Here is a 26248-nt window from a genome sequence, read left to right on the forward strand (position 1 = left end):
CCGTTAATAATACCTGATGAGCGCTACGGTTGGCACGCCGCTTGCTGCTCATGACGCACTCTAGCAAGCGGAGGAGAACAAATGCTCGAGAGAACACCCACCACCAAGGCACAGTCGCTGCTCGACAAGTTCGGCAAGGCGCTGGAAACCGGCGACATCGACAGCGCCGTCAACTGCTTCCAGGCCGACTGCTACTGGCGCGACCTCGTCACCTTCACCTGGAACCTGAAGACCATGGAAGGCCAGGACCAGGTTCGCGACATGCTGCAAGCGACGCTGGCCAACACCAAGCCGACCGGCTGGGCGGTGGCCAAGGGCGAGGAAGCGACCGAGGACGGCGGCGTCACCACCGCATGGATCACCTTCGAGACGAGTGTGGCGCGCGGCTTTGGCCTTGTGCGGTTCAAGGGCGACCTGATCTGGACCTTGCTGACGACAATGGCGGAGCTGAAAGGGCATGAGGAGAAAGCTGGCTTCACCCGTCCCCTCGGCGCCAAGCACGGACACGGCAAGGACCGCAAGACGTGGCGCGAGGAGCGGGACGACGAGATCGCCGAGCTAGGCCACACCAGGCAACCCTATGTCGTCATCATCGGCGGGGGCCAGGGCGGCATCGCGCTCGGCGCCCGGCTGAAGCAGCTTGGCGTGCCCACCATCATCGTCGAGAAGAATGAGCGTCCCGGAGACTCCTGGCGCAAGCGCTACAAGTCGCTCTGCCTGCACGACCCGGTCTGGTACGATCACCTGCCCTATATCGACTTCCCGAAGAACTGGCCGGTTTTCGCGCCGAAGGACAAGATCGGCGACTGGCTGGAAATGTACACCAAAGTGATGGAGCTGAACTATTGGAGCTCCACCACCGCCAAATCCGCCAAATACGACGAGAAGACGAAGGAATGGACCCTCGTCGTCGAGCGCGACGGCAAGGAGATCGTGCTCAAGCCCAAGCAGCTGGTGCTGGCGACCGGCATGTCGGGGAAGGCGAACTGGCCGAAATACAAAGGCCAGGACATCTTCAAGGGCGAGCAGCAGCACTCCTCGACCCATCCCGGCCCAGACAAATACCGCGGCAAGAAGGTGGTGGTGATCGGCTCCAACAACTCGGCGCACGACATCTGCGCGGCGTTATGGGAAGGCGGCGCCGACGTGACCATGGTGCAGCGCTCGTCCACGCACATCGTCAAGTCCGACACGCTGATGGATATCGGCTTGGGCGCGCTCTACTCCGAGCAGGCGGTCGAGAACGGCATGACGACGCGCAAGGCCGACATGATCTTTGCTTCGCTGCCCTACCGCATCCTGCACAAGTTCCAGATTCCGCTTTACCAGCAGATGAAGGAGCGCGACGCGAAGTTTTACGAGGACCTGGAAAAGGCTGGCTTCATGCTCGACTGGGGCGATGACGGCTCTGGCCTGTTCATGAAATATCTGCGCCGCGGCTCCGGCTATTACATCGATGTTGGCGCTTGCGATCTCGTCATCGACGGCTCGATCAAGCTGAAGAGCGGGCCGGGAGCCGCTGTGCAGGAACTTACCGAAACCGGCGTCAAATTCGTCGACGGCACGGAATTGCCGGCTGACCTTGTGATCTATGCCACCGGCTACGGCTCGATGAACGGTTGGGCCGCGGACCTCATCTCGCAGGAAGTGGCCGACAAGGTCGGCAAGGTCTGGGGCCTCGGATCCAACACCACCAAGGATCCGGGTCCGTGGGAAGGCGAGCAGCGCAACATGTGGAAGCCGACGCAGCAGGAAGCGCTATGGTTCCATGGCGGCAACCTTCACCAGTCGCGCCACTATTCGCAGTATCTTGCGCTGCAACTGAAGGCCAGGCAGGTCGGGTTACCGACGCCTGTCTATGGACTGCAGGAGGTCTATCACAAGAGCTGACGCACAGCGCTCTCGCACATGGCGGAAGCCCGGCGAGCCGGGCTTCCGCGTCTATGCCGCCTTCTCCGCGGCGAATTTCTTCACGACGCGCTCGAGCAGCGGCACGTAGTCACGAAAAGCCCGCGTCTTCATGCCGGCGACCTTGCCGCCCTCGTCCCAAATACGCACGCGCACCGCTTCGTCGTGGAAGGGATTGCTGCGGAACTCGGCCACTTCCTCGGCGCTCATCGGCCCGCCCTGCAGCGACAGCGTATGCACTGAGGCCGGCGACAGCTTGCTGAAATAGGTCGGGTCGGCGGCGCAGAGATAGCGCTTGGCCGAGACATGCAGCCTGACGCATTCGACGATGACGGGCGGAAAGAAAGGCGCGAGCACCTCGCCGCCCGCCTCGTCATGGTGTCTGTCCTCCACATCGTCGGGCGAATAGGTGCCGAACTCGCTTGTGTAGTGGCCGATGTCGTGCAGCAGCGCCGCCGCCACCAGTTCCTCCGGCGCACCGTCCTGCTCGGCAAGCCACGCACCCTGCAGCATATGCTCGGACATCGAGACCGGCTCGCCGAGATAGGATTCCGCACCGCGGCGCTCGAAGATATCGGCGATGAATTCGACGATGTTGCCGGCGTTCAATTCGTTCGGTTTCATTCCGCTGCCTCCTTGAACCCATGCTCGATCGCGGCGAGTGTCGAAAGCAGGCCATCCTTGTCGGCGTAGCAGCCTTGCAGCCAGCGCTTGCCGCTGCCGGAAAACGCCTTGCGCGCATGCATGACGCGGGTGTTGTCGACGATGAAGGATTCTCCCGCCTCGAGCTTGAAGCTCACCTCGAAGGCGGGGTCCTCGATCAGTTCGGCGAACCGACGATAGGCCGCATAGTATTTCTCCATCTCGGCGAAAGGCACGTCGACGGCCGGCGCCAGCGAGCGGTTGTTGAAGCGGATGCAGATCAGCTCGCCATCGGGCCCAAGCTCGATCATCGGCCGCTTGGACCGCAGCCGCACGCCCGACGAGCCGGCATATTCGAAGCGGGCCGGATAGGAAGAGAGCAACCGGAACCCCTCGGGGTTTTCCGCCTGGAGCGCCGCCACCACCGCAAACCCGTCGACGACGCTGGATTCGCCGCCTTCGACCGTGTTCTCGATGCAGGCGAGGATCTGCAGCGTCGGCACCGGGTCGCGGTAGGGATTGTCGGTGTGCGCCTGCAGGCCGAGATTGGTGTAGGCCAGATTGTTCGGATTGACCTCTGCGCGCACCTCGAACCAGCGCCCGTAATTGGTCTCGCGGATATAGCCGAAAAGGTCGGCCACCTTGCACAGCGCGCCGGATTCAGTGGGCAGGCCGTCCATAACGGCAAAGCCGTAGCTGCGCACCGCTGCCAGCCATCGCCGCAGAACATTGCTGTCGCGGCTGGCCTCCGCATATGACACACGAGGCAAAGAATTCTGCATAGTGGCCTTCGTCCAGCGCTTTATCTCGCTTCCCGTCCAACCCGGCCGCTGAACCTCCGCCCGATCGTAGGCATGAGCGCGGAGCCAGCCTGCAGGAAAGCTGACGGTCTTGCCCTCAGGGACGAATGTGAGCTCCAGCATCTCGCTCTTGATCAAGGCTGCGCCGATCCGCGTCTCGGCCGGAATGTCGAGGATGGTGATCAGCCGCTGGCCGTTGCCGGCGCTGCGCGTCTTGTCGTCCAGTGCATTGTCGCGCAGCCACATGGCGTGGAAGCGGCTCACCGTTCCATCTTGCCAGCCAAGCTCGATTGTTCGCCCATCGTCGCCTGGCGTTACCTTCGTCAGCATTCCCAGAACCTCCCATATCCAACCCCGCCCGCGGGCACGGATTGCATGCTGACTTCCAATGAGGCATAATTCAAATTATCGTTTTTTGGGTAATGATCATAGATTTCTGATGGCTGCAAAAGCTCTCGACACCTTGCCCCCTCTCGACTGGCTGCGCAGTTTCGAGGCAGCTGCTCGCCTGTCGAACTTCACCGCTGCGGCAGCCGAGCTAGGCCTCACCCAAGCCGCCGTCAGCCAGCACATCCGCTTTCTGGAAGAGCGGCTGAAGACGCGCTTGTTCGCACGCCTGGCGCGCGGCGTAGCGCTGTCGCCGGAGGGCGCGGCCTATCTCCCGCACATCCAGTCGGCATTTGCTACCATTGGTAACAGCACCAATGAGCTGTTCGAGCCCCGCGCTTTACAGACCGTGTCGATCCGGGTTCCGATCTCCTTTGCCCTTCTGACGCTCATCCCGGCCCTGCCCGACCTGGCAAAAGCGCTGCCGCAGATCCGGCTCGATATTGTGACCATCCATCGGCCGACCGATTACGACCAGCCGGGCTCGACGCTCGACATTCGCTTCGGCAACGGATCCTTTCCCGGCCGCGAGGCCGACCGGCTCACGGTCGAGCGGCTTGTCCCGGTCGCGGCGCCAACGCTCGCCCGAGATGACGATTGGGCGTCATTGCCACTTCTCCTGGTGGCCGGCGCGCGCGAACTGTGGGCGGAATGGTTTGCCGCCGCGGGGCTTGCCGGCCATTCGCGGCGCTCGCATCGCTTCGACAGTTTCGTCGCTGCCATGGAAGCGGCGAAGGCCGGCGCCGGCGCACTGCTCGGCTCGCGGCCGTTGATCGACACCGCGCTCAGGGACAATGCCCTCGTCAGGCTTTCGGATTTTGAGCTGTCGAGCCCATCGGGCCATTTCCTGACGAGGCCGTCGTCGTCGCGGCTGTCCGGCGTCGAGCAGGATTTTCGCCGCTGGCTTCTGTCGCGTATTGTCGGAAGTTCAGGATAGCGTACGGGCACGCGCTCCTATCCTCTTCCAGTAGATCAGCGTGCCTGTCAGTCCCCCATGCGGCTTCAGAGCGAAGTCCGGGATCTCACCGGTCAGCGTAAAGCCAAGCTTCTCATAGAAGCCCGCCGCGCCCTCCTCGCTTGCCGTGTCCAGCACGAGCAACGTGCGACCGTTCTCGACGGCCATTTTCTCGGCGGCTCGCATCAGTGCGCTTGCGACGCCTTTGCCGCGATGGTCGCGGCCGGTCATCAGCTTGGCGATCTCGGCGCGGTGCGGCTGGTTCGGCGGAAAGTCGAGCAGCAGCGTGACGGTTCCTGCAAGCACCCCATCCTGCCATGCGCCCAGCACCGCTCTTTCCCCGCGCGCGGCCGCGGCAAGCGACTTGCGCCAGAAATCCCGCGCGGCCTCCGCCGGCAAAGGGTGCATGAAGCTCACCGACCCGCCGGCACCGACGGTCTCGATCAACAGATCGGCGAGCATCGCGACGGTCGCGGCATCGTCGGTCAACGCCCGGATTTCAAATGCGTTCATGCGGGTGTTCTCCAAGGTGATGCGACATCAGGAAAGGTCATTCGAAATGGCTGCTCCGCCTGCTCCGCCGCGTCCGCCGTATTTCGGCGATCCGGTCGGCGTCGTCCTCGCTGAGATGGCGCCCACGCTCCAGGATCTCGAGCGTATATTCCTCGTAGGTCAGCCCGAGCCGCTCGGCTCTCTCCAGCCGCATCAGCATGACGGCCCGGCTTGGCGCCTTCCACGCCTTGTCGAGGGCGGCGCGCCAGGCGAGGAAGATGTAGGCGTCGCCCTTGCCCCAGGGCGGTCCTTCATAGTCGTCGAGCGGCGGCCCGCCATTGTGCGAGCGTTTCGGTCGTCGAGGCATCCGGATCAGTCCCTGACCAGCGCCACGAGATACTCCGCGGCGGCCGGTCCGGGAGCATGGAAGACGCAGTCCGCCGGCGCCCCCAGCGCCAGGCAGTCGCCGGGCTCGAGCCGGTGAACCACATCGCCCTCGGTGAAATCCAGCCTTCCGTCGATCAGCCATATCTGCTGCTTGATGAAGGCGTAGGATGCGGCTGGGAGGCTGACCCTGGCGCCTGCCGGCAGGCTGACCCTGACCAGCTCCAGCGGCATCTGGGATGCCGGCGACAGATGCCGTCGGATGTAGCCCGTTGCCGGATCCTGCCAGACCAGCTGCTCGTCCCTGCGCAAAACGCCGCTGCCTTGCAGTTCGGCTCGTGCGATCAGCGTAGACAGAGTCATGCCGAAGGCGGCCGCGATGCGCACAAGGAGTGCCGCGGTCGGACTGGTGGTGCCGCGTTCGATGGCGCTCAGCATCGCTTTGGACACGTCCGAACGCTCCGCAAGGTGGGCCAGCGACCAGCCCCTGATCGTCCTTTCGGAACGTATTCGCCTGCCAATCGTGGCGGTGATGTCATTCGATATATCGTTCATTCGTCCAATATATCGGAATCAAAAAATCTGGAAAGAGGCTATTCGATCGAATTGTTGCGGCCGGCTTAACACCGTCTACACCATTCGACCTCACCTCAATTTAACCCCGCTTGAATAGGGTCGACGCTCCAGGGAATGGGACCAGGTCAGTCATGTTTGTCGAACGCGAAGCCTCCGTTGGCGAACCGATTTCGCAGGAGCGCCGCAATGCCCTGCAAAGCGACAAACGCATTCTCGGCAATGTCGTGCAATGCGACGGGGCGCGCGCCACCATAAGCGCCTACGCCGAGGATGCCGACGGCACGGTCACCGGCCAATGGACGGTCGGCAAGATGATCTCCATCAATCTCGGCTCCACGCGCACGGTCGGCCTCGTCTATGAAATCGGCAAATCGGACCGCGCCTGGAGCAATGAGGGCCAGAACCCGATCGAGGTCAGCATAGAATTGATCGGCGAAGTGCGGGACGGCGCAGAGCCTGGCGCCAAGCCGGTCTTCGACCGCGGCATCACCGCCTATCCGCATATCGGCGCCATCGCCCACCGTATCCGCAGTCGCGACCTGCAAGCGGTCTACGATCTGGCCGGGCGCCACTCCGTCACCATCGGCACGCTGTCGCAGGACGAATCGATCGACGCCAACATCGCCATCGACGACACTCTGGCGCGCCACTTCGCCATCGTCGGCACCACCGGCGTCGGCAAGTCCACGGCTGTCTCGCTGCTCTTGCGCAAATCGATCGAGGCTCGGCCGGACCTTCGGGTGCTCATCCTCGATCCGCATAACGAGTTCGCGGCCTCGCTGCCGGAATATTGCGTCAAGGTCGATTCCAAGACACTTGACCTGCCATTCTGGATGTTTCGGCTGGAGGAATTCGCGGAAGTGCTGTTTCGCGGCCGAGAGACGGTGCCCGAGGAAGTGGATGTCCTGCGCGACCTGATCCCGGCGGCCAAGAACCTCTATCGCAACCCCAGTTCCGGCAGCTATGTTCGGCGCGGCAGCGACGCGCTGACGGCGGATACGCCGGTGCCTTACCGCATTGCCGATCTCATCAAGCAGATCGATGAGCGCATGGGCCTCCTCGAAAGCAAGAACGATCGCCCCATCCTGAAGTCGCTGAAGACGCGGATCGAATCGGCGGCCGCCGATCCGCGTTACCGCTTCATGTTCAATTCCCGCCTGATCGAGGACACGATCCACGAGACGATCGGCAATATCTTCCGTGTCCCCAATCACGGCCGCCCGGTCACCTGCTTCGAGATGGCGGGCATGCCTTCGGAAGTGGTCAACTCGGTCTGCTCGGTGCTGGCGCGGCTGGCCTTCGACCTGGCCTTGTGGAGCGAGGGCCGGCTGAGGCTGCTCCTGCTTTGCGAGGAAGCCCATCGTTACATGCCGGCTGACCCGCGCCTCGGCTTCGCGCCGACCAGGCATGCGTTGTCGCGCATCGCCAAGGAAGGCCGCAAGTATGGCTGCTATCTGGGTGTCGTCACCCAGCGCCCGGGCGAGCTCGACCCGACCATCCTGTCGCAGTGCTCGACCTTCTTCGCCATGCGGCTCGCCAACGAGCAGGACCAGGCGATCATCCGCTCTGCGATCGCCGACTCCTCGGCTTCCACGCTCGCGTTCCTGTCGTCGATGGGGCAGCGCGAAGCCATCGCCTTCGGCGAAGGCGTCGCGACCACCATGCGGCTGAAATTCGAGAAGCTGGCGCAGGAGTTCATCCCCGGAACCGCGAAAAGGGAGCAGGTCGAACCCTCGGTGGACGGCAGCGACGTCGATCTGGCCATGATCGTCGAGCGGCTCCGCAACGTGCCGAAGCCGCAGCAGGCCATGGCTTTCGCCGAGACCGTGGACTCGGCGCGACAGGCAGGCGACCCGGACTATAAGAAGCCGGCCGCCGCGCCCCGCCCCCAGCCCGACGACGACTTCGACACCCGCTTCGGTCTGAAGCCTTCGACTTTCGGCATGCGCGGTTGAACGACTAACCGCCCGACGTTGGACGGTGAGTAAATTCCAGGGAATTCGTCAGGCAGGAGCGGACATCAAGTCCGTGAGCACCGGAACCGCAGAAACGGCGGCATACGGCCGGCCTCACGAATTCATCTTCGGAATTTTAGGCGCAGACGCGGTTGCGGCCTTGCTTCTTCGCCTCATAGAGCTGGCGGTCGGCGCGTCGGTAGAAATCCTCGGCGCTCTCCTTGTGGTCCCACACGGCAAGGCCGACGCTGGTGGTGACCTTCAGCCGCACATTGCCCGACATGATCGACAGATTGGCGATCGCCTTGCGGATGCGCTCGGCGAACCGGGCAAGCAACTCGACATCCATGTTGGGCGTGACGACGGCAAATTCCTCGCCGCCCAGCCGCGCCACCACATCGTGATAGCGCGTCATGCCCCGCAGGCAGGTGGCCACGGCCCGCAGCACCTCGTCGCCGACATCGTGACCATGCGTGTCGTTGACCTGTTTGAAATGATCGAGATCGAGGATCATCAGCCCGACGGGCCTGTCGATGCGGCGAAATTCCTGGAGATATTCGCGCAGCGCATCGTCGAAGTAGCGGCGGTTCTGCATGCCGGTCAGACCGTCGGTGAGCGCCGCTTGCTCGAGCGTTTGCGAACGGGCGCTGAGCGAGACCGTCATGGCCCTGAGCTTGCCCTCTTCCCGCACCTGGCCACGGATCAGCGGGTAGATGAAGAAAGTGCCAAAGAACAGCGCGGTCGCCAGCAGCGCGCCGGTCACGAACAGCAATCTGTTCAGATAGACGATCTTGTCGACGCGCGATGCGGCATTGAGATCAGCGGCGATGTCCTGCAATTGGCCGTAGGCATGGAAGGTCACCAGGCCCGCGGCCAGGATCACAAAAATGAAAACGAAAAATGCGGATTCCGCCTTATGGAAACGCATCTACTCCCCGCGGCACTGCAGCCCCCTGAGGTTATGACATGCCGGGCCTTACGGACCGTTAACCCGGACAACCTTGGCGAGAATTAGAACGGGGGAGTTTAAGGTGCTGATTGAAAAAGCTTTTCTTCAGTCAAGGAGCGTAGATTGATCGCCCGGCCGCAGCCTGCGCCACTCCGTGCCCAGTTGGTGTCTGAACCAGGTCGACTGGCGCTTGGCATACTGCCGCGTTGCGATCTTGGCCCGCTCGATCGCCTCGGTAAAACCGGACTGTCCGGCCATCGCCGCCTGCAGCTCGCGCACCCCGATCGCTTTCATCGCCGGCAGGTCCGGGTCGAGGCCGAGAGCCGTAAGCCGCCGCACTTCGTCAAGCGCGCCCTTGTCCAGCATCTGGTCGAAACGCGCCTCTATACGCCGCACCAGCTGCTGCCGATCCGGCTCGATGACCAGGAAACGGGCGCTGTCGCGGTCGATCAGCGGGCGGCCGCGCGCCGCCTGCCACTCCAGGATGGAACGTCCCGAGGCATCGAGCACTTCGAGCGCCCGCACGATTCGCTGACCGTCCGTTGGCCTGAGCTGCATGGCCATGGTTGAATCCTCGTGCATCAGCAGGCGATGCAGCCTTTCGGCTCCTTGCTCCTTGAGCTCGTAGCGCCAGCGCTCACGGACGGCAGGTGGAATGTCCGGCATATCCGAGATGCCTTCGGCCAGCGCGCGGAAATAGAGTCCCGTGCCGCCGACGAAAACAACTGGACGGCCCGACAGCAGGCCGTCTTCCATCAATCGCGTTACATCGCGCAGCCAGGCACCGGTGGAATAGGCCGCGGAGGGATGCACGTGGCCGTAAAGGAAGTGCGGCACGCGTGCCGTTTCGGCAGCGGTCGGCCGCGCGGTCAAAACGTCGAGCACCGAATAGCCCTGCATGGAATCGGTGTTGACGATGACCCCGCCGCCGCGTTCGGCAAAATCGAGCGCCAGCGCCGACTTGCCGCTGGCCGTCGGCCCGGCTATCAGGATCGCGTTCTTGACGCGGCCCTCGCCCGCCTGCCTGCCGGAATGTGCAATGCCGCTGATCGCCACTTTAGTGTCCCGTCCAGAAGCCCGCGCCGTGCCGGCCTCGCTTGCGAATATGGCCTTGCGGGCCGCCGGCGCAAGCGCCGTCCGTTGGCTGGCTGAAGACGTTGCTTGCGATCTCGTTTTGCCGCAGACGCCGGATATCGGCGAAATGACCGCCAATCTGCGCGCCGCACTGGCTTCCGAACCGGTCGATGTCATCGTCCAGCCCGCCGAAGGCAGGCGAAAGAAGATCCTGCTCGCCGACATGGATTCGACGATGATCGAGCAGGAATGCATTGACGAGCTTGCCGACGAAATCGGTGTCAAGGACCATGTAGCGGCGATCACCGCTCGCTCGATGAATGGCGAGATCGCCTTTGAGCCTGCGTTGCGCGAGCGCGTCGCCTTGCTGAAAGGCCTCGACACCGCTGTCGTCGACCGCATTATCGCCAACCGGCTGACGCTGGCCGCCGGTGGCCGCGCCTTGGTGCAAACGATGCGCGCCCATGGCGCCTGGACGGCGCTGGTCTCGGGCGGCTTCGACGTCTTCACCAGCCGCATTGCCGACATGCTGGGGTTCCAGGAAAACCGGGCCAACCGCCTGATGGAGGAAGACGGCACATTCACCGGCATGGTGACCGAGCCCATCCTCGGCCGCGCCGCGAAGGCCGAAGCGCTGCTGGACATAGCTGCGAGGCTCGCGCTGACAACAGAGGATGCCATCGCGGTCGGTGACGGCGCCAACGATCTCGATATGATCCGGCTTGCCGGCACGGGCGTCGCGCTCCACGCCAAGCCGGCGGTGGCCGAGCAGGCACGGATCCGCATCGATCATGGCGACCTGACCGCGCTGCTCTATCTCCAGGGCTACCGCCGGGATGAGTTCGTCGAATGACGCCGATCCGCACAGAGCGCCTGATCCTGCGCAACTGGGAGGATCGCGACCGCGTGCTTTTCCATCGCATCAACTCCGACGAGCGCGTGATGGAATTCTTCCCGTTTCGCCGCGACCGCGTCGCGGCTGACGCCAAGATGGACGAAGTCCGCGCCTGGATCGAAGAGGACGGTTATGGCTTCGCCGCAGCGGAGATCGCGGAAACCGGCGAATGCGTCGGCTTTGTCGGTCTATCCGGAACGGAAGACATCGACGTGCTGGCGCCCGGCACGATCGAGATCGGCTGGCGGCTGGCGCCCGAATTCTGGGGCAATGGCTATGTCACGGAGGCGGCAGAAGCTTGGCTCGCCTTCGGTTTCGAAACGCTTGGCGTCGCCGAGATCGTATCGTTCGCGGTCGCGGATAACCATCGTTCGATCACCGTCATGAAGCGCCTCGGCATGCGAGCCGACCCGGGCGCAGACTTCGACCATCCGAGTGTTCCCGACAGCCACGCGCACCTCAAGCGTCATGTCATGTACAGGCTGTCGCGGGAGGCGTGGCAGCAACGAAAAAGGGCGACTCGATAGCCGCCCTTTTCATCGACAATCTGCGTTGCCGGATTACGCGGCAATCAATCCATCCGGATCGTCACGAAGCGCAGTTCGCCGGTCTTTGAAGCCAGCATCAGCAGCGCATTCTTGCGACCCTGCTGCTTCAGCGCGCCGATCCGGTCCATCACGTCCTTCGGCGTGCCGACCGATTCCTGCGCGATCTCGGTGATCACCTCGCCGGGCTGGATGCCACGCTCGGCCGCAGGCGAATCCTTGGTGACATCGGTGACGACAACGCCGGACACGTCTGCGGCGATGCCGAACTTCTGCCGCGTCTGGTCGTTGAGCTCGCCGACCGTCATGCCGAGTACCGAAGCCGTCGACACTGGCGGCGTTGCCTTGTCGCTATTGCCTTGGTCCGTGCTGCCGTTCTCGCCGCTGGCCAGCTTCTCCCCGTCCTCGAGCCTGCCGAGCGTCACCTTGACCGTCTGCTCGACGCCCTTGCGCACGATGACGACGTCAACCGCCTTGCCGACCGGGCTTTCGGCCACGACGCGCGGCAGGTCGCGCATCTCATGGATATCCTTGCCGTCGAACTTGATGATGACATCGCCGGCCTGGACCGTGCCATTGTCAACCGGCCCGCCCTTGATGACGCCGGCGACCAGCGCACCCTTGGCGGTCGCCATGCCGAGGCTCTCAGCGATGTCGGCCGTCACCGGCTGGATTCGCACGCCGAGCCAGCCGCGCCGCGTCTCGCCATACTGGCGGAGTTGGTCGACGACGCCGGCGGCAAGCTGCGAGGGAATGGAGAATCCGATGCCGATGGAGCCGCCCGACGGCGAGATGATCGCCGTGTTGATGCCGATGACTTCACCGGCCGCGTTGAACAGCGGGCCGCCGGAATTGCCGCGGTTGATGGCGGCGTCGGTCTGGATGAAATCGTCATAGGGTCCGGAATTTATGTCGCGGTTGCGTGCCGAGACGATGCCGACCGTCACCGTGCCGCCCAGGCCGAACGGATTGCCAATCGCCATCACCCAGTCGCCGACGCGCATCTTGGTGGAATCGCCGAATTTCACCGCCGTCAGCTTGTGGCCCTTGGGATCGACCTTCAGAACCGCGACGTCGGTCTTGGTGTCGGTGCCGACAAGCGTCGCCTTCAGCGTGACGCCGTCGGAGAAATTCACCTCGATATCGTCGGCGTCGGCGATGACGTGGTTGTTGGTCACCACGATGCCCTGCTCGGCGTCGACGACGAAGCCGGAGCCGAGCGACTGCACTTTCTGCGCAGCTCCCCCCTTGTCGCCGCCGCGGTTCTTGAAGAAATCGTCGAAGAAATCCTGGAACGGCGAGCCCTCGGGCAGTTGCGGCATCGGCACCGCGCCCGGTCCTTCGGTGCCTTTCACCGTCTGCGAGGTCGAGATATTGACCACCGCGCCGAGCAGGCGCTCGGCCAGATCGGCTACCGAAGGCGGGCCGTCGGAGGCGATCGTCGGCGTGACGAAGGACGGCACGGCGACAATGCCGACCGCGAATGCCGTGGCGCCGGCGAAGACCATACGCCGCGCCGCGCGCAACAGGGTGTCGGATATCATCATGGCCTCCCGGCGGTTCTGAAAAGGAAAGGCGCATCCACAAAGGCGCCTGTCCTGTTCATGTTGGCAAGAAATACGGCACGTTTGCGGCTATAGCTATCGGCTGAAGATAAATCGTCAATCGCTTCAGCACCAAGGAATATCATAAGCCGCGGACGAGCCAGACGATGCCGACACCGACGGCGATCGCGACCAGCCCGCCGATCCGCAGCACATTTTCCAGCATCGACAGCACCTCGGTGGCGAGCTTCCGGGCCAAAGCCGGAAACCCGCCATAGACCAGCCCTTCGATCACCAGGACCAGCCCGATTGCCGCCAGAAAATCCTGCACCGCCCGCTACTGGGCGGTGCCCGGTTGGGCCGCAGGCGCGGCGGGTGCCATCGCAGGCGCGGCGGGAGCCGGCCCGGGCTTGCTGCCCGGATCGCGGAAGTATCGGAAGAATTCGGATTCGGGCGAGAGCACCATCGTCGTTCCGGTGTTGTCCAGCGCCGTGCCGTAGGCGTTCATCGAGCGATAGAAGTCGAAGAACGCGGGATCGCGCTTATAGGCGTCCGCGAAGGTCGCGCTGCGCTGCGCCTCGCCCTCGCCGCGCAGGATTTCCGATTCCTTCTGCGCCTCGGCGACGATCTCGACGACCTCGCGATCGGCTCGCGCCCTGATGCGCTGCGCCGCCTCGTTGCCGCGGGCTCGCAAGCGCTCGGCTTCCGCCAGGCGCTCGGCCTTCATGCGGTCATAGGTCTGCTGCGAGACCTCGGCCGTCAGATCGGTCCGGCGGATGCGCACATCCTCGATGTCGAGGCCGAGCGAGGTCGCGTCGGGGCGCAGTTGATCGCGTACCTCGCGCATCATGTTGCCGCGCTCCTCGGAGAGCGCAGCCTCGAAGTCGCGCAGGCCGTAGACACGGCGCAGCGCCGCGTCGAGACGCGTCCTCAGCCGGGCTTCGGCGAGTTCCACCTGACCGGACACAGCCGCGCGGAACGTGCGCGGATCTGAGATCCGGTAGGCGATGAAAGCATCGACCTCGTAGAACTTGCCGCCCGAGACCTGGACGCGGATGTTGTCGAGGTCGAAGCGCATCACGCGCTTCTCGACCATCTGCACGCTGTCGGCATCGAAGAAGGCGAACGGCGCCTTGAAGTAGATGCCGGGCTCGTTCTTGACGTCGATGATCTCGCCGAACCGTAGCACGATCGCCTGCTGGCCGGCATTGACCACGAACACCGACGAGTAGAGCAAGAACAAAAGGACCGCCGCGATGACGGCGAGTATGGGAAGACGGTTGGCCATCACTGATTACCTCCCGTCGTGGCGCCCAGAGGCGACGGCGGCGCTTTCGGCTGCAATGCCGGCAGCGGCAGGTAAGGCAGCACGCCCTGACCGTTGCCCGGCTCGACGACGACCTTGTTCGAGTCCTTCAGGATCCTCTCCATGGTTTCGAGATAAAGGCGCTTGCGCGTGACGTCGGGCGCCTTGGCGTATTCGTTGTAGACGGAGATGAAGCGCTGCGCCTCGCCTTCGGCCTCCTGAACGACCCGGTTCTTGTAGGCGGCCGCATCTTCGCGGATCTGCGCCGCCTCGCCGCGCGCCTGACCGAGCTTCTGGTTGGAATACTGGTTGGCTTGCTCGACGAACTTGTCTTCGTCCTGCTCGGCGCGCTGCACTTCATCGAAGGCGTCGGCCACCTCGCGCGGGGGCGCTGCGTCCTCGATCGAGACCGCGTTGACCTGGAGACCGGTCTTGTAGCCGTCGAGCGTGCCCTGGATGATCTCGCGCACCGCGGTTGCGATGCCCTGGCGATCGTCGCGGAAAATATCCTGGGCCGGGCGCCGGCCGACGACTTCACGCATCGCGCTCTCGGCCACCTGCGCCAGCATGCCGTCGGGATCGGAGACATCGAACAGGTAGGCTCTCGGATCCGAGACCTGGTAGGCCACCGAGAATTGAACGTTGACGATGTTCTGGTCGCCGGAGAGCATCAGTCCGGAGCCGCTGCTCGCGCCGCCACCGATGCTGACGAGCTGCTCGGAAATCTTGGCCGTCTCGACCGTTTCGATCGGCCACCAGTGGAAATGCAGGCCAGGCTGTGAGAGCTCAGCCTTCGGCTGGCCGAAACGCAACTCGACGGCGACCTCGTCGGGCTGCACAGTATAAATCGCCTTGAAGGCCCAGAGCAATATGAGCGCCAGAGCGATCAGCCCAAGCACCGCCGGGCTGGCGCCGCCGCCGCCCGGAAGCGCGCGGCGCAGCCTGTCCTGACCACGGCGGATGATGTCCTCGAGATCGGGCGGGGAACCCTGCGGTCCGCTTGGCCCTTTCGGTCCCTGCCCCCAGGGTCCCTGATTGCCGCCGCCGCCCCATGGGCCGCCGCCGCCGCTCTTGTCGTTCCAGGGCATGAATGTCCTTTCGCTTCGGTTCCCTCAGGCCTTGCGGCGCAATCCTAACGCAAGACCCAGAAAACCCATATCGGTTTTCGAAAAGGAATCATGCGCCAAAATCAAAGCATTACGGCGGCATCTTGTGCTTCCGTTTGGACGCCGGCCGCTGCAACACTGTTCTTCTATAGGGTCGCGTCGATCTGCTTTCAACGCGATGGACCATCGTCCCCATGCGATTTGGATCGGTAGCGACCCTTTGTCGTCATCAATGATTGTCGCGCCGGCGCTCGTAAACGGTATAGCGCGTCGCGTGGCTGTCTTTCTCACCGGCGGGGAAATCCTCGGCGCTGACGAGCCGCCAGATGCTCGGGTCGATCGGAGGGAAATGCGCGTCGCCATCGACGCTGGCCAGCACATGCGTCACATGCAGCCGGTCGGCCAGCGGCAAGGCCTGGGCATAGATCTCGCCGCCACCGACCACGCAGATCTCGTCCGCTCCCGCAATGCAGCGGCCGCGCACCTTGGCCAGCGCGATCGCGTCATCCAGCGAGTGGGTCACTTCGATGCCTTCGGCGCGCCAGGCCTTGTCGCGCGTCACCACGATGTTGAGCCGGCCGGGCAGCGGCCGGCCGATGCCCTCATAGGTCTTGCGGCCCATGATGATCGGCTTGCCCATCGTATCGGCCTTGAAGCGCTTGAGATCGGTGGAAAGCCGCCACGGCAGGCCGCCCTCGCGGCCGATCACGCAGTTTTCGGCTATGGCGACATAGATCGCGATATCCATCAGCCGCCATTCCCGCCATTGTCCGGTGGCTCGAGCAGCAGGATGTCGATGTCGCGCTCGGGATAGAAATCCTTCGCGGTGATCTCGAACGTCGTCGGCCCGACCTTTTTGACATTGTCGCCGCAAAAGGAGACGAGGTTCCTGGGGCTGCCCTTGTCGATCGTCAGCTTGAAATTGCCGATAGTGCCGGAAGCCCAATTGCCCCCCGTGGTGAGAATATAAGCGATCCGGCTCTCGTAATATTTTGGATAGCCGTCCGGATTCGCCTTGGCCGCCTTGCGCACCGCGTTCTCGAATGTCTGATCCATGCAGTAGCGGGTCTTGTAGGTATCGTATTGCGGGCTCTGGAACTGGCCTTCGGAGAAGAAGCTGACCGAGGAGGTGCCGCCAACGCTTGGCTTGTAGCGGTGCGAGACATGGACCTCCTTGTTGGCCGGGAAGGTCGAGCGCCACCAATAGGTCGACCGCAATTGCCAGAAGGGCACATAGGCGGTCTGCATGCCCGAGCCGTCATCGGCGGTATCCTCGATGACGATCCCGCGGTCCTCCCAGTCCTTGGTGACATCCTTGGGCAGCTTCGCCAGCGCCGCCTTGGCTGCGTCGCCGAACGGATAGAGCGGCACGTTCTGCGCCTTGAGGTCGGCAGTGATGTCGATGCCCAGCGCAAACGCCCTCTGCTCGAGCTGGGGCTTCGCGTCGACGCCGTCGATCGTCACCTCGAAGCCGAGGAAATTGTCGCTCTGAGCCTCCGGGATCGCCGGCATCTCGTTGGGATCGCCCTCGATGTCGGGCATCGGGAACGCGACGATGGAGCTGACATCCTTGTCGGTGTTGTTGCGGAAGACATAGTCGACCGTCACCTTCTCCTGCGAGATGAAAAGCTCCTCGCTTTGCATAGCGACGGCATCGCTGCGCGACAGGATCAGGCCGCCGGTGCCGAGCTCGGCGACGGAATCATTGGCGAAGGCCGGAACGGCCATGATCGCCAGCGCCGCGGTCAGTATGGTGCGTAACATGGACCCCTCCTCTGTGCCGCGATACCGGGACCAGCCGGATGCGCTCTTCCATCTACCCGTTTCAAGGTAGCGTTTCAAAGCCCTTCGTCGCCGTTGCCGGTACTTCTGGACACCGCGCCCCCGATCGGGCAGGAGATCGCCATGCGCAAGCTTCTCGTCCTCGGCATCGGCGCCGGCAATCCCGACCACATGACGGTTCAAGCCATCGACGGCCTGAACCGCGCCGACGTGCTGTTCATCCCCGATAAAGGAGCGAAAAAGAACGATCTCGCCGATTTGCGCCGGCAGATCTGCGACCGCTTCGTCACCAACCCGAAATCGCGCCGCGTCGAATTCGACGTGCCAGTCCGGGCCGAGCCGACATCGTCTTATCGGACAACCGTCGACGACTGGCACGAAGCGATTGCCGAGATCTACGAGGCCCTGATCCGCGACGAGCTTGCCGAAGACGGTTGCGGCGCCTTCCTGATCTGGGGCGACCCTTCGCTCTATGACAGCGCGCTTCGTATCCTCGAGCGCGTTCGCCTCAGAGGCAATGTCGGTTTCGAACTCGAGGTTATCCCCGGCATCACGGCGATCCAGGCGCTCGCCGCCGCCCACGCGACGGCGCTGAACCGCATCGGCGATTCGATCCTGGTCACCACCGGCCGCCGGCTGACCGAGGAAGGACTGCCGGCCAATGCCGGCTCGGCGGTGGTCATGCTCGACGGCAAATGCGCCTTCAACACGCTGGCCGACAAGGATGTCCTCATCCAGTGGGGCGCTTATCTCGGCACCCCGGATGAGATCGTCATTTCCGGACGCTTAGGCGATGTCGGCGCCGAGATCGAGAGGGTCCGCGAGGAAGCCCGGCGGAAAAAGGGCTGGATCATGGACACGTACTTGCTGCGAAAACCCGGCGAGCCAGAAGAATAGGCGCCTTACCCAGCATCGATCTCCGCCTGTAGCGCCTGCATATGGACGGCGGCAGCCGATGAAGCGGCACGCTCTATGGCCCGAAACCGGCTGACGACCGCCAGACCCACCGATGTCAGCTGCGCGCCACCGCCTTTACGGCCACCGGTCTGTGCCGCGACCAGCGGCTTGCCGAAGACGCGGTTCATGTCCTCGACCAAATCCCAGGCATGTTTGTAGGACATCTCCATGCCGCGAGCCGCGGCCGAGATCGAGCCGAAGGCGGCGATCTGCTCCAGCAATTCGATCTTGCCCGGGCCGATCCGGCCGTCTGGGTCCAGGTTTATCCGCAGGCTCAACGATGGCATGTCCTGTCCTCCGCGATCATGCCGAGATTACCTTCTCCGCCACTAGATCGCTATTCCAGATCAACATAGCGATGTTGCTCTTTCGTCAACCATCCGCCTCAACCGGCAGCCCTGCCCCGGTCGTTGCGCTGTCGAAGCTTACCGTCTTGATCACCGCGAAGACCTGCTGGCCGCGCGCCAGACGAAGAGTGTGTTTGGACTGTTCGGTGATCCGCGCCAGCACGATCGCGCCATTGCAGTCGATGGCGATTTCCACGGTCGGCCCGATGCCCGGCCTGACAGCAGTAATCGTTCCCGCCAGAATGTTGAGCGCGCTGAGTCCTTCCGGCCGCCCGGTCGCGATCATCACGTCGCGGGCGCGGATACGAATGCGCACCGGAGCCCCCGCTGCCATCGCCAGTTTCGGCACTCGGATTTCGCCGGCCGGTGAGGCCAGCACCGTCATGCCGAACGCCTCGTCGTGGCGCAGGACCTTGGTGTCGAGCACCGCCCCGCCCTCGCCGCGCTCTTCGGCCGGCAACAGGTCGAGACGCTGCATAATCGCCTCGGTCGGGCCTGAGGCCGCGACCTTGCCTTGCGAAAGCACTACGACGTCACTGGCCAGCCGCGCCACCTCGGCAACGGAATGGCTGACATAGACAACCGGGATCTTCTCGTCGCGCAGACGCTCGATGTAGGGCAGGATCTCGGCCTTGCGCGCCTCGTCGAGCGAGGCGAGCGGCTCGTCCATCAGAAGCAGTTTCGGGCTGGCAAGCAGGGCACGGCCGATCGCGACCCGCTGCTTTTCGCCGCCCGACAGTCTCGCCGGCCGCCGGTCGAGCAGATGGTCGATGCCAAGCAGATCGACGACCGCATTCATCTTGGCGTAGCGTTCGGAAGACGGAGTGAACCAGCGGCCGTAACGCAGATTGCCGGCGACGCTCATATGCGGGAATAGCCGCGCATCCTGGAACACCATGCCGATCCGCCGCTTGTGCATCGGCACAAAGACCCGTGCTTCGGTGTCCACCAGAACGCGCCCATTGACAGCGATCCGGCCCTTGTCCGGCCGGATCAGGCCCGCGATGAGATTGATCAGTGTAGATTTGCCGGAGCCGGACGGCCCGAACGCTGCCGTCAGCCGGCCTGCGCTCTCGAAACGCGCTTCCAAGGCGAAATCGCCGAGACTATGGCGGATGTCGACCGAGAGCGTCATTCGATGTCCATCCGCCGGCCAACGCGGCGCGCCAGCACCTCGGACGCGATGAGCGCGACCATCGAGATAGCGATCGAGATCAGCGTCAGCCTGAGCGCGCCTTCGTCGCCGCCGGGCACCTGTGTGAAGGTGTAGATCGCCGAGGGCAAAGTCTGCGTCTCGTTGGGAATGTTGGAGACGAAGGTGATGGTGGCGCCGAATTCGCCCATCGCCTTGGCGAAAGAAAGGATCGCGCCGGCGATCAGGCCAGGCAGGATCAGCGGCAGAGTGATGGTGGCGAACACCCAGAGCGGATTGGCGCCGAGCGTGCCTGCCGCCGCCTCGATTCTGCGGTCGACCGCCTCGATCGACAGCCGGATGGCGCGCACCATCAGCGGAAAGCCCATGACCCCGCAGGCCAGTGCCGCGCCGGTCCAGCGGAACGAAAAGACGATGCCGAAATGCTCGGCCAGGAAGGAGCCGGCGGGCCCGCGCCGGCCGAAGGTGAGCAGGAGCAGGTAGCCGGTCACCACCGGCGGCAGGATCAGCGGGAGATGCACTAGCCCGTTGAGCAGCGTCTTGCCCCAGAAACGCCCTCGCGCGAGCAGAAGCGCAAGCAAGATGCCCGGCGGCAGGCTGGCGATCATCGCCACCGTCGCCACCTTGATCGACAGCCGGACCGCATTCCATTCGTCGGGAGTGAGGTCCAGCAGCCAGTTCATGTCAGTGTTTGCGCGGTCTTTCTCAGTTGCTCGGCGCGAGCACCGTGAAACCCTGCTCCTTGAAGAGTTCGGCAGCCTTGGCCGACTCGACGCATTTCAGGAATGCAGCCGTATCCTTGTGCTTCGAATCGGCGGTCTGGGCAATCGGGTAGATGATCGGCGGATGCGAATTTTCCGGGAAAGTGCCGACGACCTTGACGCCCTTCTCGGCATGCGCGTCGGTAGCGTACACGATGCCCAGCGCCGCCTCGCCGGTCGACACCAGCTTCAACGCCGCACGTACATTCTCGGCCTGCGCGACCTTGCCTTCGACCGACGACCAGATGCCCAGCGATTCCAGCGCCGCCTTGCCGTATTTGCCGGCAGGCACCACCTTGAAGTCGCCCATCGCAAGCTTGCCGTCGCCGATGAGCCTGGCGAGATCGAAGCCTTTCTCGACCTTGGTCTCAACTTTGGAGTCCTTCGGGGCCACCAGCACAATCTGGTTGCCGAGCAGCTTCACCTCGGTGTCCGGTTTGGTCAGCTTCTTGTCGGAGAGATACTTCATCCAGTCGAGGTCGGCCGACACGAACACGTCGGCCGGCGCGCCGCCTTCGATCTGCTTGGCCAGCGCCGAACTCGCCGCGTAGGAAATGGTCGCGGCTTCGCCGACTTCCGGCTCGCAGGCCTTGTTGACGGCGTCGAGCGCGTCCTTGAGACTCGCCGCGGCAAACACGACGACCTTGTCGTCGGCATGCGCCGCCGGCACCGCGGCCAGCAGCATTGCCGTCAGACCGCCGATGGCGGCCGCCTTCGCCCCGAAACCCTTGCCCGTCATGAATTCTCTCCCTGGTCTTAAAATCCGTACGGCCAAAAGCCTCAAACCGATATATCCGGATGAACATAACAAGGAAAGGCTTTTCACCTGTCCTGGCATTGTGGGCCGGCATGGTCCCGGTTTACGACAAATCGGAAACAGCGCTGTTCAAGGAGAGACGCATCAAGATCAACGCCCGCAATATGCTGAAGGGTAAGGTCCCGAGATCGTCAAGGGAGCGACCACTTCGCATGTCAGGATCGGCATCGACGGCGGCGTGATCGTCACCGCATCGATCACCAATGAGGCGGTCGCCGACCTTGCGCTCGAAAAAGGGCAACCGGGCCTATGTCATAAGCAAGGCCTCGGACGTCATGGTCGGCATCGACTGATCGAGTTAAACGGCGATTGGCGCCTTGATATTCGCGTCGGCGAAATAATCCTCGAGGCGGAAATCCTCGAAACGGAAGGCGAAGAGGTCCTTCACCTCCGGATTGATCCACATCGTCGGCAAGGCCTTAGGCGTGCGCCGCATCTGCTCGCGCGCCTGTTCGAAATGGTTCGAATAAAGGTGCGCGTCGCCCAGCGTGTGGACGAAGTCGCCCGGCTTCAGCCCGGTCACCTGCGCCACCATCATGGTGAGCAAAGCGTACGAAGCGATGTTGAACGGCACACCGAGGAAGATGTCGGCCGAGCGCTGGTAAAGCTGGCAGGAGAGCCTGCCTTCCGAGACATAGAACTGGAACAGGCAGTGGCAGGGCGGCAGCGCCATCGCCTCGACCTCGGCCGGATTCCAGGCCGAGACGATCAGCCGGCGCGAATTGGGGTTCCGGCGAATCTCTTTCAAAAGGCCTGCGATCTGGTCGATCTCGCCACCATGCATGTCCGGCCATGAGCGCCACTGCTTGCCATAGACCGGGCCGAGATCACCATTCTCGTCGGCCCATTCGTCCCAAATGGTGACGCCATGGTCGTTGAGATATCTGATGTTGGTGTCACCGGCCAGGAACCACAGAAGCTCGTGGATGATCGACTTCAGATGCAGCTTCTTGGTGGTCGTGACCGGAAAGCCGCGCGAAAGGTCGAAACGCATCTGGTAGCCGAACACCGAGCGCGTGCCTGTGCCGGTACGGTCGCCGCGGTCGGTACCGTTCTCCAGCACATGCTTCAACAGGTCGAGATATTGACGCACCGGCTCTGCCTCGATTCGGGTTACAGGCAATCATACCCGACCGACAGCCGGTCGAACACCGCAAAGCGCGCTGCAGACGCGAACCGCACCTAAAAGTCCGCGGTGCCGGCACGGTTTCGTGCCGGCCGCCGGGCAGCCAAGACTCAGAGAGAGCCGAGTTTGCCGAGGTCCTTGGCAACCAGATAATAAAAGGTCACGCGGCTCTTGGTGTTGTCGGCCTGCATCGCCTTGCAGGTCTTCTCGATCGACGCATTGGCCTTCGCGGCATCGGCAACGCCGAGCTTCTTGCCGATCCAATTCTCCCGCACGCGGTCGAGTTCCTTCGGGTCGGTGCAGGACACCAACGACGAATCGCGGTTCCTCAGCGCAATGCCGAGATGCTTGACGATCTTGTCGACCGCGTCGGCGCTGGCGCCGGCATCGTATTTCTTCACATCCGCAAGATAGTCGGCCATCGAACTTCCCCTCCTCGGCGCCACCGATCCGGTCGATGAGGGTTGTGGCGCGCCGCGCAACCTGTGCGCTAGGTCAGAGTCTCCTCACCGGGAACGAGATTTGATTGAGTGGGCGCGCAAGTCAACCCTTGGCTGCACGTTTGTCATAACCGGATAAGCGCCGGTTTGACCTTTATTTTTCTCTCGTCGCTCCCTATATTCGCTTCGTCGGCTTGACCGACTATGGCGATAAATAGGCGATGAAATAAGCCGTTCGGACCCGGGGGCGGTACCCGGCGCCTCCACCAAAAACCGCTCTGGCTGACGGAGCGGCTTTTGCTGGGGGCGAAATAGGATCGACGAAGGTGTAAAGATCGTACTTTTGCCCGGCATTGTACCACCGTCATCGGGCTAAACTTATAGTTGCCAACGACAACTATGCGGAAGCTCGTCTCGCTGCTTAATGCGGCGCGAACGCTTCAAATCAAGTCCTAGCGGTTCGCACTTCTAGGCGGGGTTCGGAGGTACCTGGCAACAGAAACCTCCACCTTCCCCTTTTTGCGTCTTCCCAATTAATCGAACGGCCAAAGCTTGTCCGGCGCTCGACCCGCGGCGCGCAGCCTTGCCGCTCATCACGCATGGACAAACAATGCAAAACGATTGCGACCGATTCTTCGTGCTGACCGGCGGTCCGGGTTCAGGCAAGACCAGCTTGATCGAGGCGCTGCAGGCCAAGGGTTTCGCGACGGCCCCCGAAGCCGGGCGCGGCATCATCCGCGATCAGATGGCCATCGGCGGCCCTGCCCTTCCCTGGCGGGATCGCGCGCTCTTTGCCGAGCTGATGCTGTCGTGGGAACTGCGTTCCTGGCAAACCGCGCGCGCCGAGCCCGGCCCGGTCTTCTTCGACCGCGGCGCGCCCGACACAATCGGCTATCTCAGGCTCTGCGGTCTGCCGGTGCCCGACCACGTCGCAACCGCGGCTGAAAAATTCCGCTACGCGCGCCGCGTCTTCGTCGCGCCGCCATGGCCGGAGATCTTTACCCAGGACGAGGAGCGCCAGCAGACGCTGGACGAGGCAGAGCGCACGTTCCGTTCGGTGATCAGCGTCTATGCGGAACTCGGCTATGAACTGGTGCCGTTGCCCCTCGCTCCGGTCGAGGAACGGGCGCACTTCATCATCGATCAAACAGGCCTGCGATGAAAAAGGCCGGGCAAGCCGGCCTTTTGGGTTGTTTCGCGCTCTACTCTGCCGGCGCTTCGACAGCTTCACGCGCGCGGCCGAGCGTCAGCTTGGCCAGCGTGAAGGAGATCACGGCGCACAGCGTAATGCCGGCCACCATCGGCAGCGGCGTGCCGTCGAAGAAGATGCCGGCTACGCCCATCGCCAGCGCGCCGATTGCGAAATGCAGCGTGCCCATCAGCGCCGAGGCAGTGCCGGCGATCTCGCCATGCTCTTCCATCGCCAGCACCGAGGTGGTCGGGATGACGAGGCCAAGGAAGCCGTAGCCGACAAAGAGCAGCGCAGCCAGCACGTCGAGCCGGTCGACGCCCGCGGCCATGATCGCGAACAGCGCTACCATCACCGTGGCATAGCCGGTGACCGCCACCCAGACGACGCGCTTCAACCCGAAGCGGTCGGCGAGCATTCCCGTCAGCTGCGACATGCCGATGAAGGCGACCGCGTTGATCGAGAAGAATACGCTGTAGACCGACGGCGACAGCCCGTAATGGTCGATCAGGATGAAGGACGAGCTCGACAGATAAACGAAGAAGCTCGCAATGCCGAAGCCGGCGATCGCCACCAGGCCGAGGAAATTGCGGTCGCCCATCAGATACCGATAGCCGGCAAGCGCCGTTCCGAAGGACGAGCCGGCGCGCTCTTCGACCGGCCGCGTCTCCTTGAGCGAGGTGGCAAGCAGGATCGTGGCCAAGGCAGCCGCGCCCGTGACGGTCCAGAACACGGCACGCCAACCAAAACGCTCGATGATCTGGCTGCCGGTCAGCGGCGCCAGGATCGGGGACACCGAGAACACCAGCATCAGAAGCGACATCAGCTTGGCGGCCTCGTTGCCGGTGTGCAGGTCGCGCACGATGGCGCGCGGCACCGCCATGCCGGCGCTGGCGCCGAGGCCCTGCAGGAAGCGGAAGGCGATCAGCCACTCGATGTTGGGGGCCATGGCCGAGCCGACGCCTCCGACCATGAACAGCGCGAGGCCGGCATAAAGCGGCGCCTTGCGGCCGACCATATCGGAGATCGGCCCGACGACGATCTGCCCGAAACCCATCGACAGGAAGAAGATCAGAAGGCTCATCTGCACGGCGGCGGTGCCGGCATGGAGATCCTGGCCGATCGAAGGCAGCGCGGGGAGATACATATCGATGGCAAACGGACCGATTGCGGACAACAAGCCGAGCACGACCGCGATGCGGAGGAATTTGGGACTCATGATAAAGGCTCTTTTCAATCTGGTTTGCCGCCCCGAATTCGGGCGTCCAAAGCCCAGGACGTTCCATCCCGTAGCAATCCGACACCGAAGAGCGCCATCATTCGTCTCGTAAGAGCGAATGTGGACGGCTCTCGAAGCTCGGAATTCCCATTATTGTGTCCACAAATTTAGACGCCCTTGTCCAATTCGTCAATCACAGCTATATAGATTTCGATGAAGCACGGCGTTTCTCCTGACACTTTCCCGCCGCGCAGCCACGAGGCCAAGCGCGTGTCGGTGGTTGATGCGGCCGCTTCCGTCTTCTGCCGCGAAGGCTATGCCGGCGCCAACATCGACCTGATCGCGGCCGAGGCCGGCGTGTCGAGGCAGACGGTCTACAACCATCATGGCGACAAGGAAAAGCTCTTCGTCGCCGTGGTTCGCGACCTGACGGAGCGCTGCAATGCCGGCATCTTCGCCACCATAGGCAGTTTCCCCGACCAACCCACGGACCTGGAAGCGGACCTGATCGCCTTCGCCGTACGCATGAACCGCAATTGCATCTGCAACCGCGACGGCCGTTTCCTGCGCAAGCTGATCCAGGCCGAAGGCGAGCGTTACCCGGAACTGTTTGCCGAATGGCGCGAACAGGGGCCTGGCCGCACCTGGTCGGCGCTTGCCGCGCGCTTCGCCCGGCTCGCCCTCGCCGGGCATCTTTCGATCGGCGACCCTGACGTCGCGGCGCGCCAGTTCCTCGCGCTCGTCAACGCCGAGCTTCAGACCACGTTCATGTTGGGCGGCATGCCTACCGAGGAAGAGGTGCTGCGCTCCGCCACCAACGGCGTGCGGACCTTTCTTAGCGCCTTCGCCAAGAAGAAGTCGCCAGCCGGCAAACAGGCGGCGCTCGTTCACGCCTGAGCGATCAAAATCGCTGGCACCCCTCTTGGCCTCACGGCTTTG

At 63.4% G+C, this 26248-nt stretch carries 28 protein-coding genes, 1 other RNA gene and 1 pseudogene; 10 read left to right on the plus strand and 20 right to left on the minus strand.

All coding sequences use genetic code 11. The features are described from left to right. Window positions 1-81: 81 nt before the first annotated feature. Entirely contained in the window at window positions 82-1890 is a 1809-nt protein-coding gene (locus P9272_RS10490) for an NAD(P)/FAD-dependent oxidoreductase (protein ID WP_278160493.1), read from the plus strand. A 51-nt stretch (window positions 1891-1941) separates the two neighbouring features. Here the strand turns inward: P9272_RS10490 and P9272_RS10495 are convergent, their stop codons facing one another. After that, window positions 1942-2532: an HD domain-containing protein gene (locus tag P9272_RS10495; RefSeq protein WP_278160495.1), complete on the minus strand. Its 591-nt coding sequence runs from the start codon at window positions 2530-2532 to the stop codon at window positions 1942-1944. Next, the gene (locus P9272_RS10500; RefSeq protein WP_278160496.1) at window positions 2529-3680 is read right to left on the minus strand and encodes a gamma-butyrobetaine dioxygenase; all 1152 of its coding nucleotides are present in this window, start codon (window positions 3678-3680) and stop codon (window positions 2529-2531) included. Before P9272_RS10500 ends, P9272_RS10495 begins: the two co-directional genes overlap by 4 nt. A 109-nt stretch (window positions 3681-3789) precedes the next feature. Here P9272_RS10500 and P9272_RS10505 point away from each other — a divergent pair, with 109 nt between their 5' ends. After that, window positions 3790-4674, plus strand: coding sequence for a LysR family transcriptional regulator (locus P9272_RS10505; RefSeq protein WP_278160497.1), 885 nt, complete (start codon window positions 3790-3792; stop codon window positions 4672-4674). Here the strand turns inward: P9272_RS10505 and P9272_RS10510 are convergent. The 3 genes from P9272_RS10510 to P9272_RS10520 are packed head-to-tail and all read right to left on the minus strand — an operon-like array spanning window position 4666 to window position 6123. Then, window positions 4666-5205 (minus strand): GNAT family N-acetyltransferase, encoded by a 540-nt coding sequence (locus tag P9272_RS10510; protein WP_128258205.1) that lies wholly within the window; start codon window positions 5203-5205, stop codon window positions 4666-4668. The two genes, P9272_RS10505 and P9272_RS10510, sit on opposite strands and share 9 nt — an antisense overlap. A 37-nt stretch (window positions 5206-5242) precedes the next feature. Further along, window positions 5243-5551, minus strand: a complete 309-nt coding sequence (locus tag P9272_RS10515; RefSeq protein ID WP_278160498.1) for a hypothetical protein — start codon at window positions 5549-5551, stop codon at window positions 5243-5245. A gap of 5 nt (window positions 5552-5556) precedes the next feature. Continuing rightward, window positions 5557-6123, minus strand: coding sequence for an XRE family transcriptional regulator (locus tag P9272_RS10520; RefSeq protein WP_128258207.1), 567 nt, complete (start codon window positions 6121-6123; stop codon window positions 5557-5559). A 152-nt stretch (window positions 6124-6275) separates the two neighbouring features. Between P9272_RS10520 and P9272_RS10525 the strand changes: the two genes are divergently transcribed. Beyond that, on the plus strand, window positions 6276-8099 hold the full coding sequence (locus P9272_RS10525) for an ATP-binding protein (protein WP_278160499.1): 1824 nt from the start codon (window positions 6276-6278) through the stop codon (window positions 8097-8099). A gap of 136 nt (window positions 8100-8235) precedes the next feature. Here the strand turns inward: P9272_RS10525 and P9272_RS10530 are convergent, their stop codons facing one another. Continuing rightward, window positions 8236-9027, minus strand: a complete 792-nt coding sequence (locus P9272_RS10530; protein ID WP_278160500.1) for a GGDEF domain-containing protein — start codon at window positions 9025-9027, stop codon at window positions 8236-8238. Window positions 9028-9153: 126 nt separating this feature from the next. After that, a complete protein-coding gene (miaA, locus tag P9272_RS10535; protein WP_278160607.1) occupies window positions 9154-10098 on the minus strand; it encodes a tRNA (adenosine(37)-N6)-dimethylallyltransferase MiaA in 945 nt (314 codons plus the stop codon). On the opposite strand from miaA, the gene serB reads away from it, so the two are divergent. Together serB and P9272_RS10545 are read left to right on the plus strand one after the other, a co-directional pair. Next, window positions 10088-10975 (plus strand): phosphoserine phosphatase SerB, encoded by an 888-nt coding sequence (gene serB / locus P9272_RS10540; protein ID WP_128258210.1) that lies wholly within the window; start codon window positions 10088-10090, stop codon window positions 10973-10975. The two genes, miaA and serB, sit on opposite strands and share 11 nt — an antisense overlap. Beyond that, window positions 10972-11544 (plus strand): GNAT family N-acetyltransferase, encoded by a 573-nt coding sequence (locus P9272_RS10545; protein ID WP_278160501.1) that lies wholly within the window; start codon window positions 10972-10974, stop codon window positions 11542-11544. The genes serB and P9272_RS10545 overlap by 4 nt, the downstream gene beginning before the upstream one ends. Before the next feature lie 44 nt (window positions 11545-11588). On the opposite strand, the gene P9272_RS10550 is transcribed toward P9272_RS10545, so the two are convergent. The 6 genes from P9272_RS10550 to P9272_RS10575 form a co-directional block, all read right to left on the minus strand. Further along, entirely contained in the window at window positions 11589-13106 is a 1518-nt protein-coding gene (locus P9272_RS10550) for a DegQ family serine endoprotease (RefSeq protein WP_278160502.1), read from the minus strand. 142 nt (window positions 13107-13248) lie between these two features. Then, window positions 13249-13437 carry a DUF2065 family protein gene (locus tag P9272_RS10555; protein WP_278160503.1) on the minus strand — a complete coding sequence of 63 codons (189 nt, stop codon included), beginning with the start codon at window positions 13435-13437 and terminating at the stop codon, window positions 13249-13251. A 6-nt stretch (window positions 13438-13443) separates the two neighbouring features. After that, entirely contained in the window at window positions 13444-14394 is a 951-nt protein-coding gene (locus P9272_RS10560) for a protease modulator HflC (protein ID WP_128258214.1), read from the minus strand. Then, on the minus strand, window positions 14394-15500 hold the full coding sequence (gene hflK, locus P9272_RS10565; protein ID WP_128258215.1) for an FtsH protease activity modulator HflK: 1107 nt from the start codon (window positions 15498-15500) through the stop codon (window positions 14394-14396). Before hflK ends, P9272_RS10560 begins: the two co-directional genes overlap by 1 nt. A 247-nt stretch (window positions 15501-15747) precedes the next feature. Next, the gene (locus P9272_RS10570; RefSeq protein WP_278160504.1) at window positions 15748-16266 is read right to left on the minus strand and encodes a dihydrofolate reductase; all 519 of its coding nucleotides are present in this window, start codon (window positions 16264-16266) and stop codon (window positions 15748-15750) included. Then, window positions 16266-17282: a DUF4424 domain-containing protein gene (locus P9272_RS10575; protein WP_278160505.1), complete on the minus strand. Its 1017-nt coding sequence runs from the start codon at window positions 17280-17282 to the stop codon at window positions 16266-16268. The genes P9272_RS10570 and P9272_RS10575 overlap by 1 nt, the downstream gene beginning before the upstream one ends. A gap of 141 nt (window positions 17283-17423) precedes the next feature. Here P9272_RS10575 and cobF point away from each other — a divergent pair, with 141 nt between their 5' ends. Continuing rightward, window positions 17424-18197 (plus strand): precorrin-6A synthase (deacetylating), encoded by a 774-nt coding sequence (cobF, locus tag P9272_RS10580; RefSeq protein ID WP_128258218.1) that lies wholly within the window; start codon window positions 17424-17426, stop codon window positions 18195-18197. A 5-nt stretch (window positions 18198-18202) separates the two neighbouring features. On the opposite strand, the gene P9272_RS10585 is transcribed toward cobF, so the two are convergent. The 4 genes from P9272_RS10585 to modA form a co-directional block, all read right to left on the minus strand. Then, window positions 18203-18544 carry a winged helix-turn-helix domain-containing protein gene (locus P9272_RS10585; RefSeq protein ID WP_040982165.1) on the minus strand — a complete coding sequence of 114 codons (342 nt, stop codon included), beginning with the start codon at window positions 18542-18544 and terminating at the stop codon, window positions 18203-18205. An 85-nt stretch (window positions 18545-18629) separates the two neighbouring features. Next, window positions 18630-19739, minus strand: a complete 1110-nt coding sequence (gene modC, locus P9272_RS10590; protein WP_278160506.1) for a molybdenum ABC transporter ATP-binding protein — start codon at window positions 19737-19739, stop codon at window positions 18630-18632. Next, window positions 19736-20440 carry a molybdate ABC transporter permease subunit gene (modB, locus tag P9272_RS10595; protein ID WP_278160507.1) on the minus strand — a complete coding sequence of 235 codons (705 nt, stop codon included), beginning with the start codon at window positions 20438-20440 and terminating at the stop codon, window positions 19736-19738. The genes modC and modB overlap by 4 nt, the downstream gene beginning before the upstream one ends. 22 nt (window positions 20441-20462) lie before the next feature. Continuing rightward, on the minus strand, window positions 20463-21257 hold the full coding sequence (modA, locus tag P9272_RS10600) for a molybdate ABC transporter substrate-binding protein (RefSeq protein WP_278160508.1): 795 nt from the start codon (window positions 21255-21257) through the stop codon (window positions 20463-20465). Between the two features lie 161 nt (window positions 21258-21418). On the opposite strand from modA, the pseudogene P9272_RS10605 reads away from it, so the two are divergent. Beyond that, window positions 21419-21628, plus strand: a pseudogene (locus tag P9272_RS10605) (molybdopterin-binding protein). Window positions 21629-21633: 5 nt separating this feature from the next. On the opposite strand, the gene P9272_RS10610 reads toward P9272_RS10605, so the two are convergent. Beyond that, window positions 21634-22428: a thymidylate synthase gene (locus P9272_RS10610; RefSeq protein ID WP_128258222.1), complete on the minus strand. Its 795-nt coding sequence runs from the start codon at window positions 22426-22428 to the stop codon at window positions 21634-21636. 143 nt (window positions 22429-22571) lie between these two features. Continuing rightward, on the minus strand, window positions 22572-22883 hold the full coding sequence (locus P9272_RS10615; protein ID WP_040982174.1) for a DUF2853 family protein: 312 nt from the start codon (window positions 22881-22883) through the stop codon (window positions 22572-22574). A 167-nt stretch (window positions 22884-23050) separates the two neighbouring features. On the opposite strand from P9272_RS10615, the gene ssrA reads away from it, so the two are divergent. Beyond that, window positions 23051-23411: a transfer-messenger RNA gene (ssrA, locus tag P9272_RS10620) on the plus strand. Between the two features lie 100 nt (window positions 23412-23511). Continuing rightward, entirely contained in the window at window positions 23512-24063 is a 552-nt protein-coding gene (locus tag P9272_RS10625; RefSeq protein ID WP_278160509.1) for an AAA family ATPase, read from the plus strand. A gap of 40 nt (window positions 24064-24103) precedes the next feature. Here P9272_RS10625 and P9272_RS10630 read toward each other — a convergent pair whose 3' ends face one another. Beyond that, the gene (locus P9272_RS10630; RefSeq protein ID WP_128258224.1) at window positions 24104-25309 is read right to left on the minus strand and encodes a multidrug effflux MFS transporter; all 1206 of its coding nucleotides are present in this window, start codon (window positions 25307-25309) and stop codon (window positions 24104-24106) included. Window positions 25310-25522: 213 nt separating this feature from the next. Here P9272_RS10630 and P9272_RS10635 point away from each other — a divergent pair, with 213 nt between their 5' ends. Further along, window positions 25523-26206 (plus strand): TetR/AcrR family transcriptional regulator, encoded by a 684-nt coding sequence (locus tag P9272_RS10635; RefSeq protein WP_278160510.1) that lies wholly within the window; start codon window positions 25523-25525, stop codon window positions 26204-26206. Window positions 26207-26248: the final 42 nt, after the last annotated feature.

It is taken from the genome of Mesorhizobium sp. WSM4976, from assembly GCF_029625685.1.
In the GTDB taxonomy this organism is placed as follows: Bacteria; Pseudomonadota; Alphaproteobacteria; order Rhizobiales; family Rhizobiaceae; genus Mesorhizobium.

What these genes read in the sequence shown, in the direction of transcription:
- P9272_RS10630 (WP_128258224.1), bottom strand. Translation starts at nt 25,309, where the DNA reads ATGAGTCCCAAATTCCTCCGCATCGCGGTCGTGCTCGGCTTGTTGTCC.
- P9272_RS10520 (WP_128258207.1), bottom strand. Translation starts at nt 6,123, where the DNA reads ATGAACGATATATCGAATGACATCACCGCCACGATTGGCAGGCGAATA.
- P9272_RS10550 (WP_278160502.1), bottom strand. Translation starts at nt 13,106, where the DNA reads ATGATATCCGACACCCTGTTGCGCGCGGCGCGGCGTATGGTCTTCGCC.
- modA (WP_278160508.1), bottom strand. Translation starts at nt 21,257, where the DNA reads ATGACGGGCAAGGGTTTCGGGGCGAAGGCGGCCGCCATCGGCGGTCTG.
- modB (WP_278160507.1), bottom strand. Translation starts at nt 20,440, where the DNA reads ATGAACTGGCTGCTGGACCTCACTCCCGACGAATGGAATGCGGTCCGG.
- modC (WP_278160506.1), bottom strand. Translation starts at nt 19,739, where the DNA reads ATGACGCTCTCGGTCGACATCCGCCATAGTCTCGGCGATTTCGCCTTG.
- P9272_RS10515 (WP_278160498.1), bottom strand. Translation starts at nt 5,551, where the DNA reads ATGCCTCGACGACCGAAACGCTCGCACAATGGCGGGCCGCCGCTCGAC.
- P9272_RS10570 (WP_278160504.1), bottom strand. Translation starts at nt 16,266, where the DNA reads ATGGATATCGCGATCTATGTCGCCATAGCCGAAAACTGCGTGATCGGC.
- P9272_RS10530 (WP_278160500.1), bottom strand. Translation starts at nt 9,027, where the DNA reads ATGCGTTTCCATAAGGCGGAATCCGCATTTTTCGTTTTCATTTTTGTG.
- P9272_RS10585 (WP_040982165.1), bottom strand. Translation starts at nt 18,544, where the DNA reads ATGCCATCGTTGAGCCTGCGGATAAACCTGGACCCAGACGGCCGGATC.
- P9272_RS10495 (WP_278160495.1), bottom strand. Translation starts at nt 2,532, where the DNA reads ATGAAACCGAACGAATTGAACGCCGGCAACATCGTCGAATTCATCGCC.
- hflK (WP_128258215.1), bottom strand. Translation starts at nt 15,500, where the DNA reads ATGCCCTGGAACGACAAGAGCGGCGGCGGCGGCCCATGGGGCGGCGGC.
- P9272_RS10615 (WP_040982174.1), bottom strand. Translation starts at nt 22,883, where the DNA reads ATGGCCGACTATCTTGCGGATGTGAAGAAATACGATGCCGGCGCCAGC.
- P9272_RS10500 (WP_278160496.1), bottom strand. Translation starts at nt 3,680, where the DNA reads ATGCTGACGAAGGTAACGCCAGGCGACGATGGGCGAACAATCGAGCTT.
- P9272_RS10560 (WP_128258214.1), bottom strand. Translation starts at nt 14,394, where the DNA reads ATGGCCAACCGTCTTCCCATACTCGCCGTCATCGCGGCGGTCCTTTTG.
- P9272_RS10635 (WP_278160510.1), top strand. Translation starts at nt 25,523, where the DNA reads ATGAAGCACGGCGTTTCTCCTGACACTTTCCCGCCGCGCAGCCACGAG.
- P9272_RS10510 (WP_128258205.1), bottom strand. Translation starts at nt 5,205, where the DNA reads ATGAACGCATTTGAAATCCGGGCGTTGACCGACGATGCCGCGACCGTC.
- P9272_RS10525 (WP_278160499.1), top strand. Translation starts at nt 6,276, where the DNA reads ATGTTTGTCGAACGCGAAGCCTCCGTTGGCGAACCGATTTCGCAGGAG.
- P9272_RS10545 (WP_278160501.1), top strand. Translation starts at nt 10,972, where the DNA reads ATGACGCCGATCCGCACAGAGCGCCTGATCCTGCGCAACTGGGAGGAT.
- P9272_RS10490 (WP_278160493.1), top strand. Translation starts at nt 82, where the DNA reads ATGCTCGAGAGAACACCCACCACCAAGGCACAGTCGCTGCTCGACAAG.
- serB (WP_128258210.1), top strand. Translation starts at nt 10,088, where the DNA reads ATGCCGCTGATCGCCACTTTAGTGTCCCGTCCAGAAGCCCGCGCCGTG.
- P9272_RS10575 (WP_278160505.1), bottom strand. Translation starts at nt 17,282, where the DNA reads ATGTTACGCACCATACTGACCGCGGCGCTGGCGATCATGGCCGTTCCG.
- P9272_RS10625 (WP_278160509.1), top strand. Translation starts at nt 23,512, where the DNA reads ATGCAAAACGATTGCGACCGATTCTTCGTGCTGACCGGCGGTCCGGGT.
- P9272_RS10505 (WP_278160497.1), top strand. Translation starts at nt 3,790, where the DNA reads ATGGCTGCAAAAGCTCTCGACACCTTGCCCCCTCTCGACTGGCTGCGC.
- cobF (WP_128258218.1), top strand. Translation starts at nt 17,424, where the DNA reads ATGCGCAAGCTTCTCGTCCTCGGCATCGGCGCCGGCAATCCCGACCAC.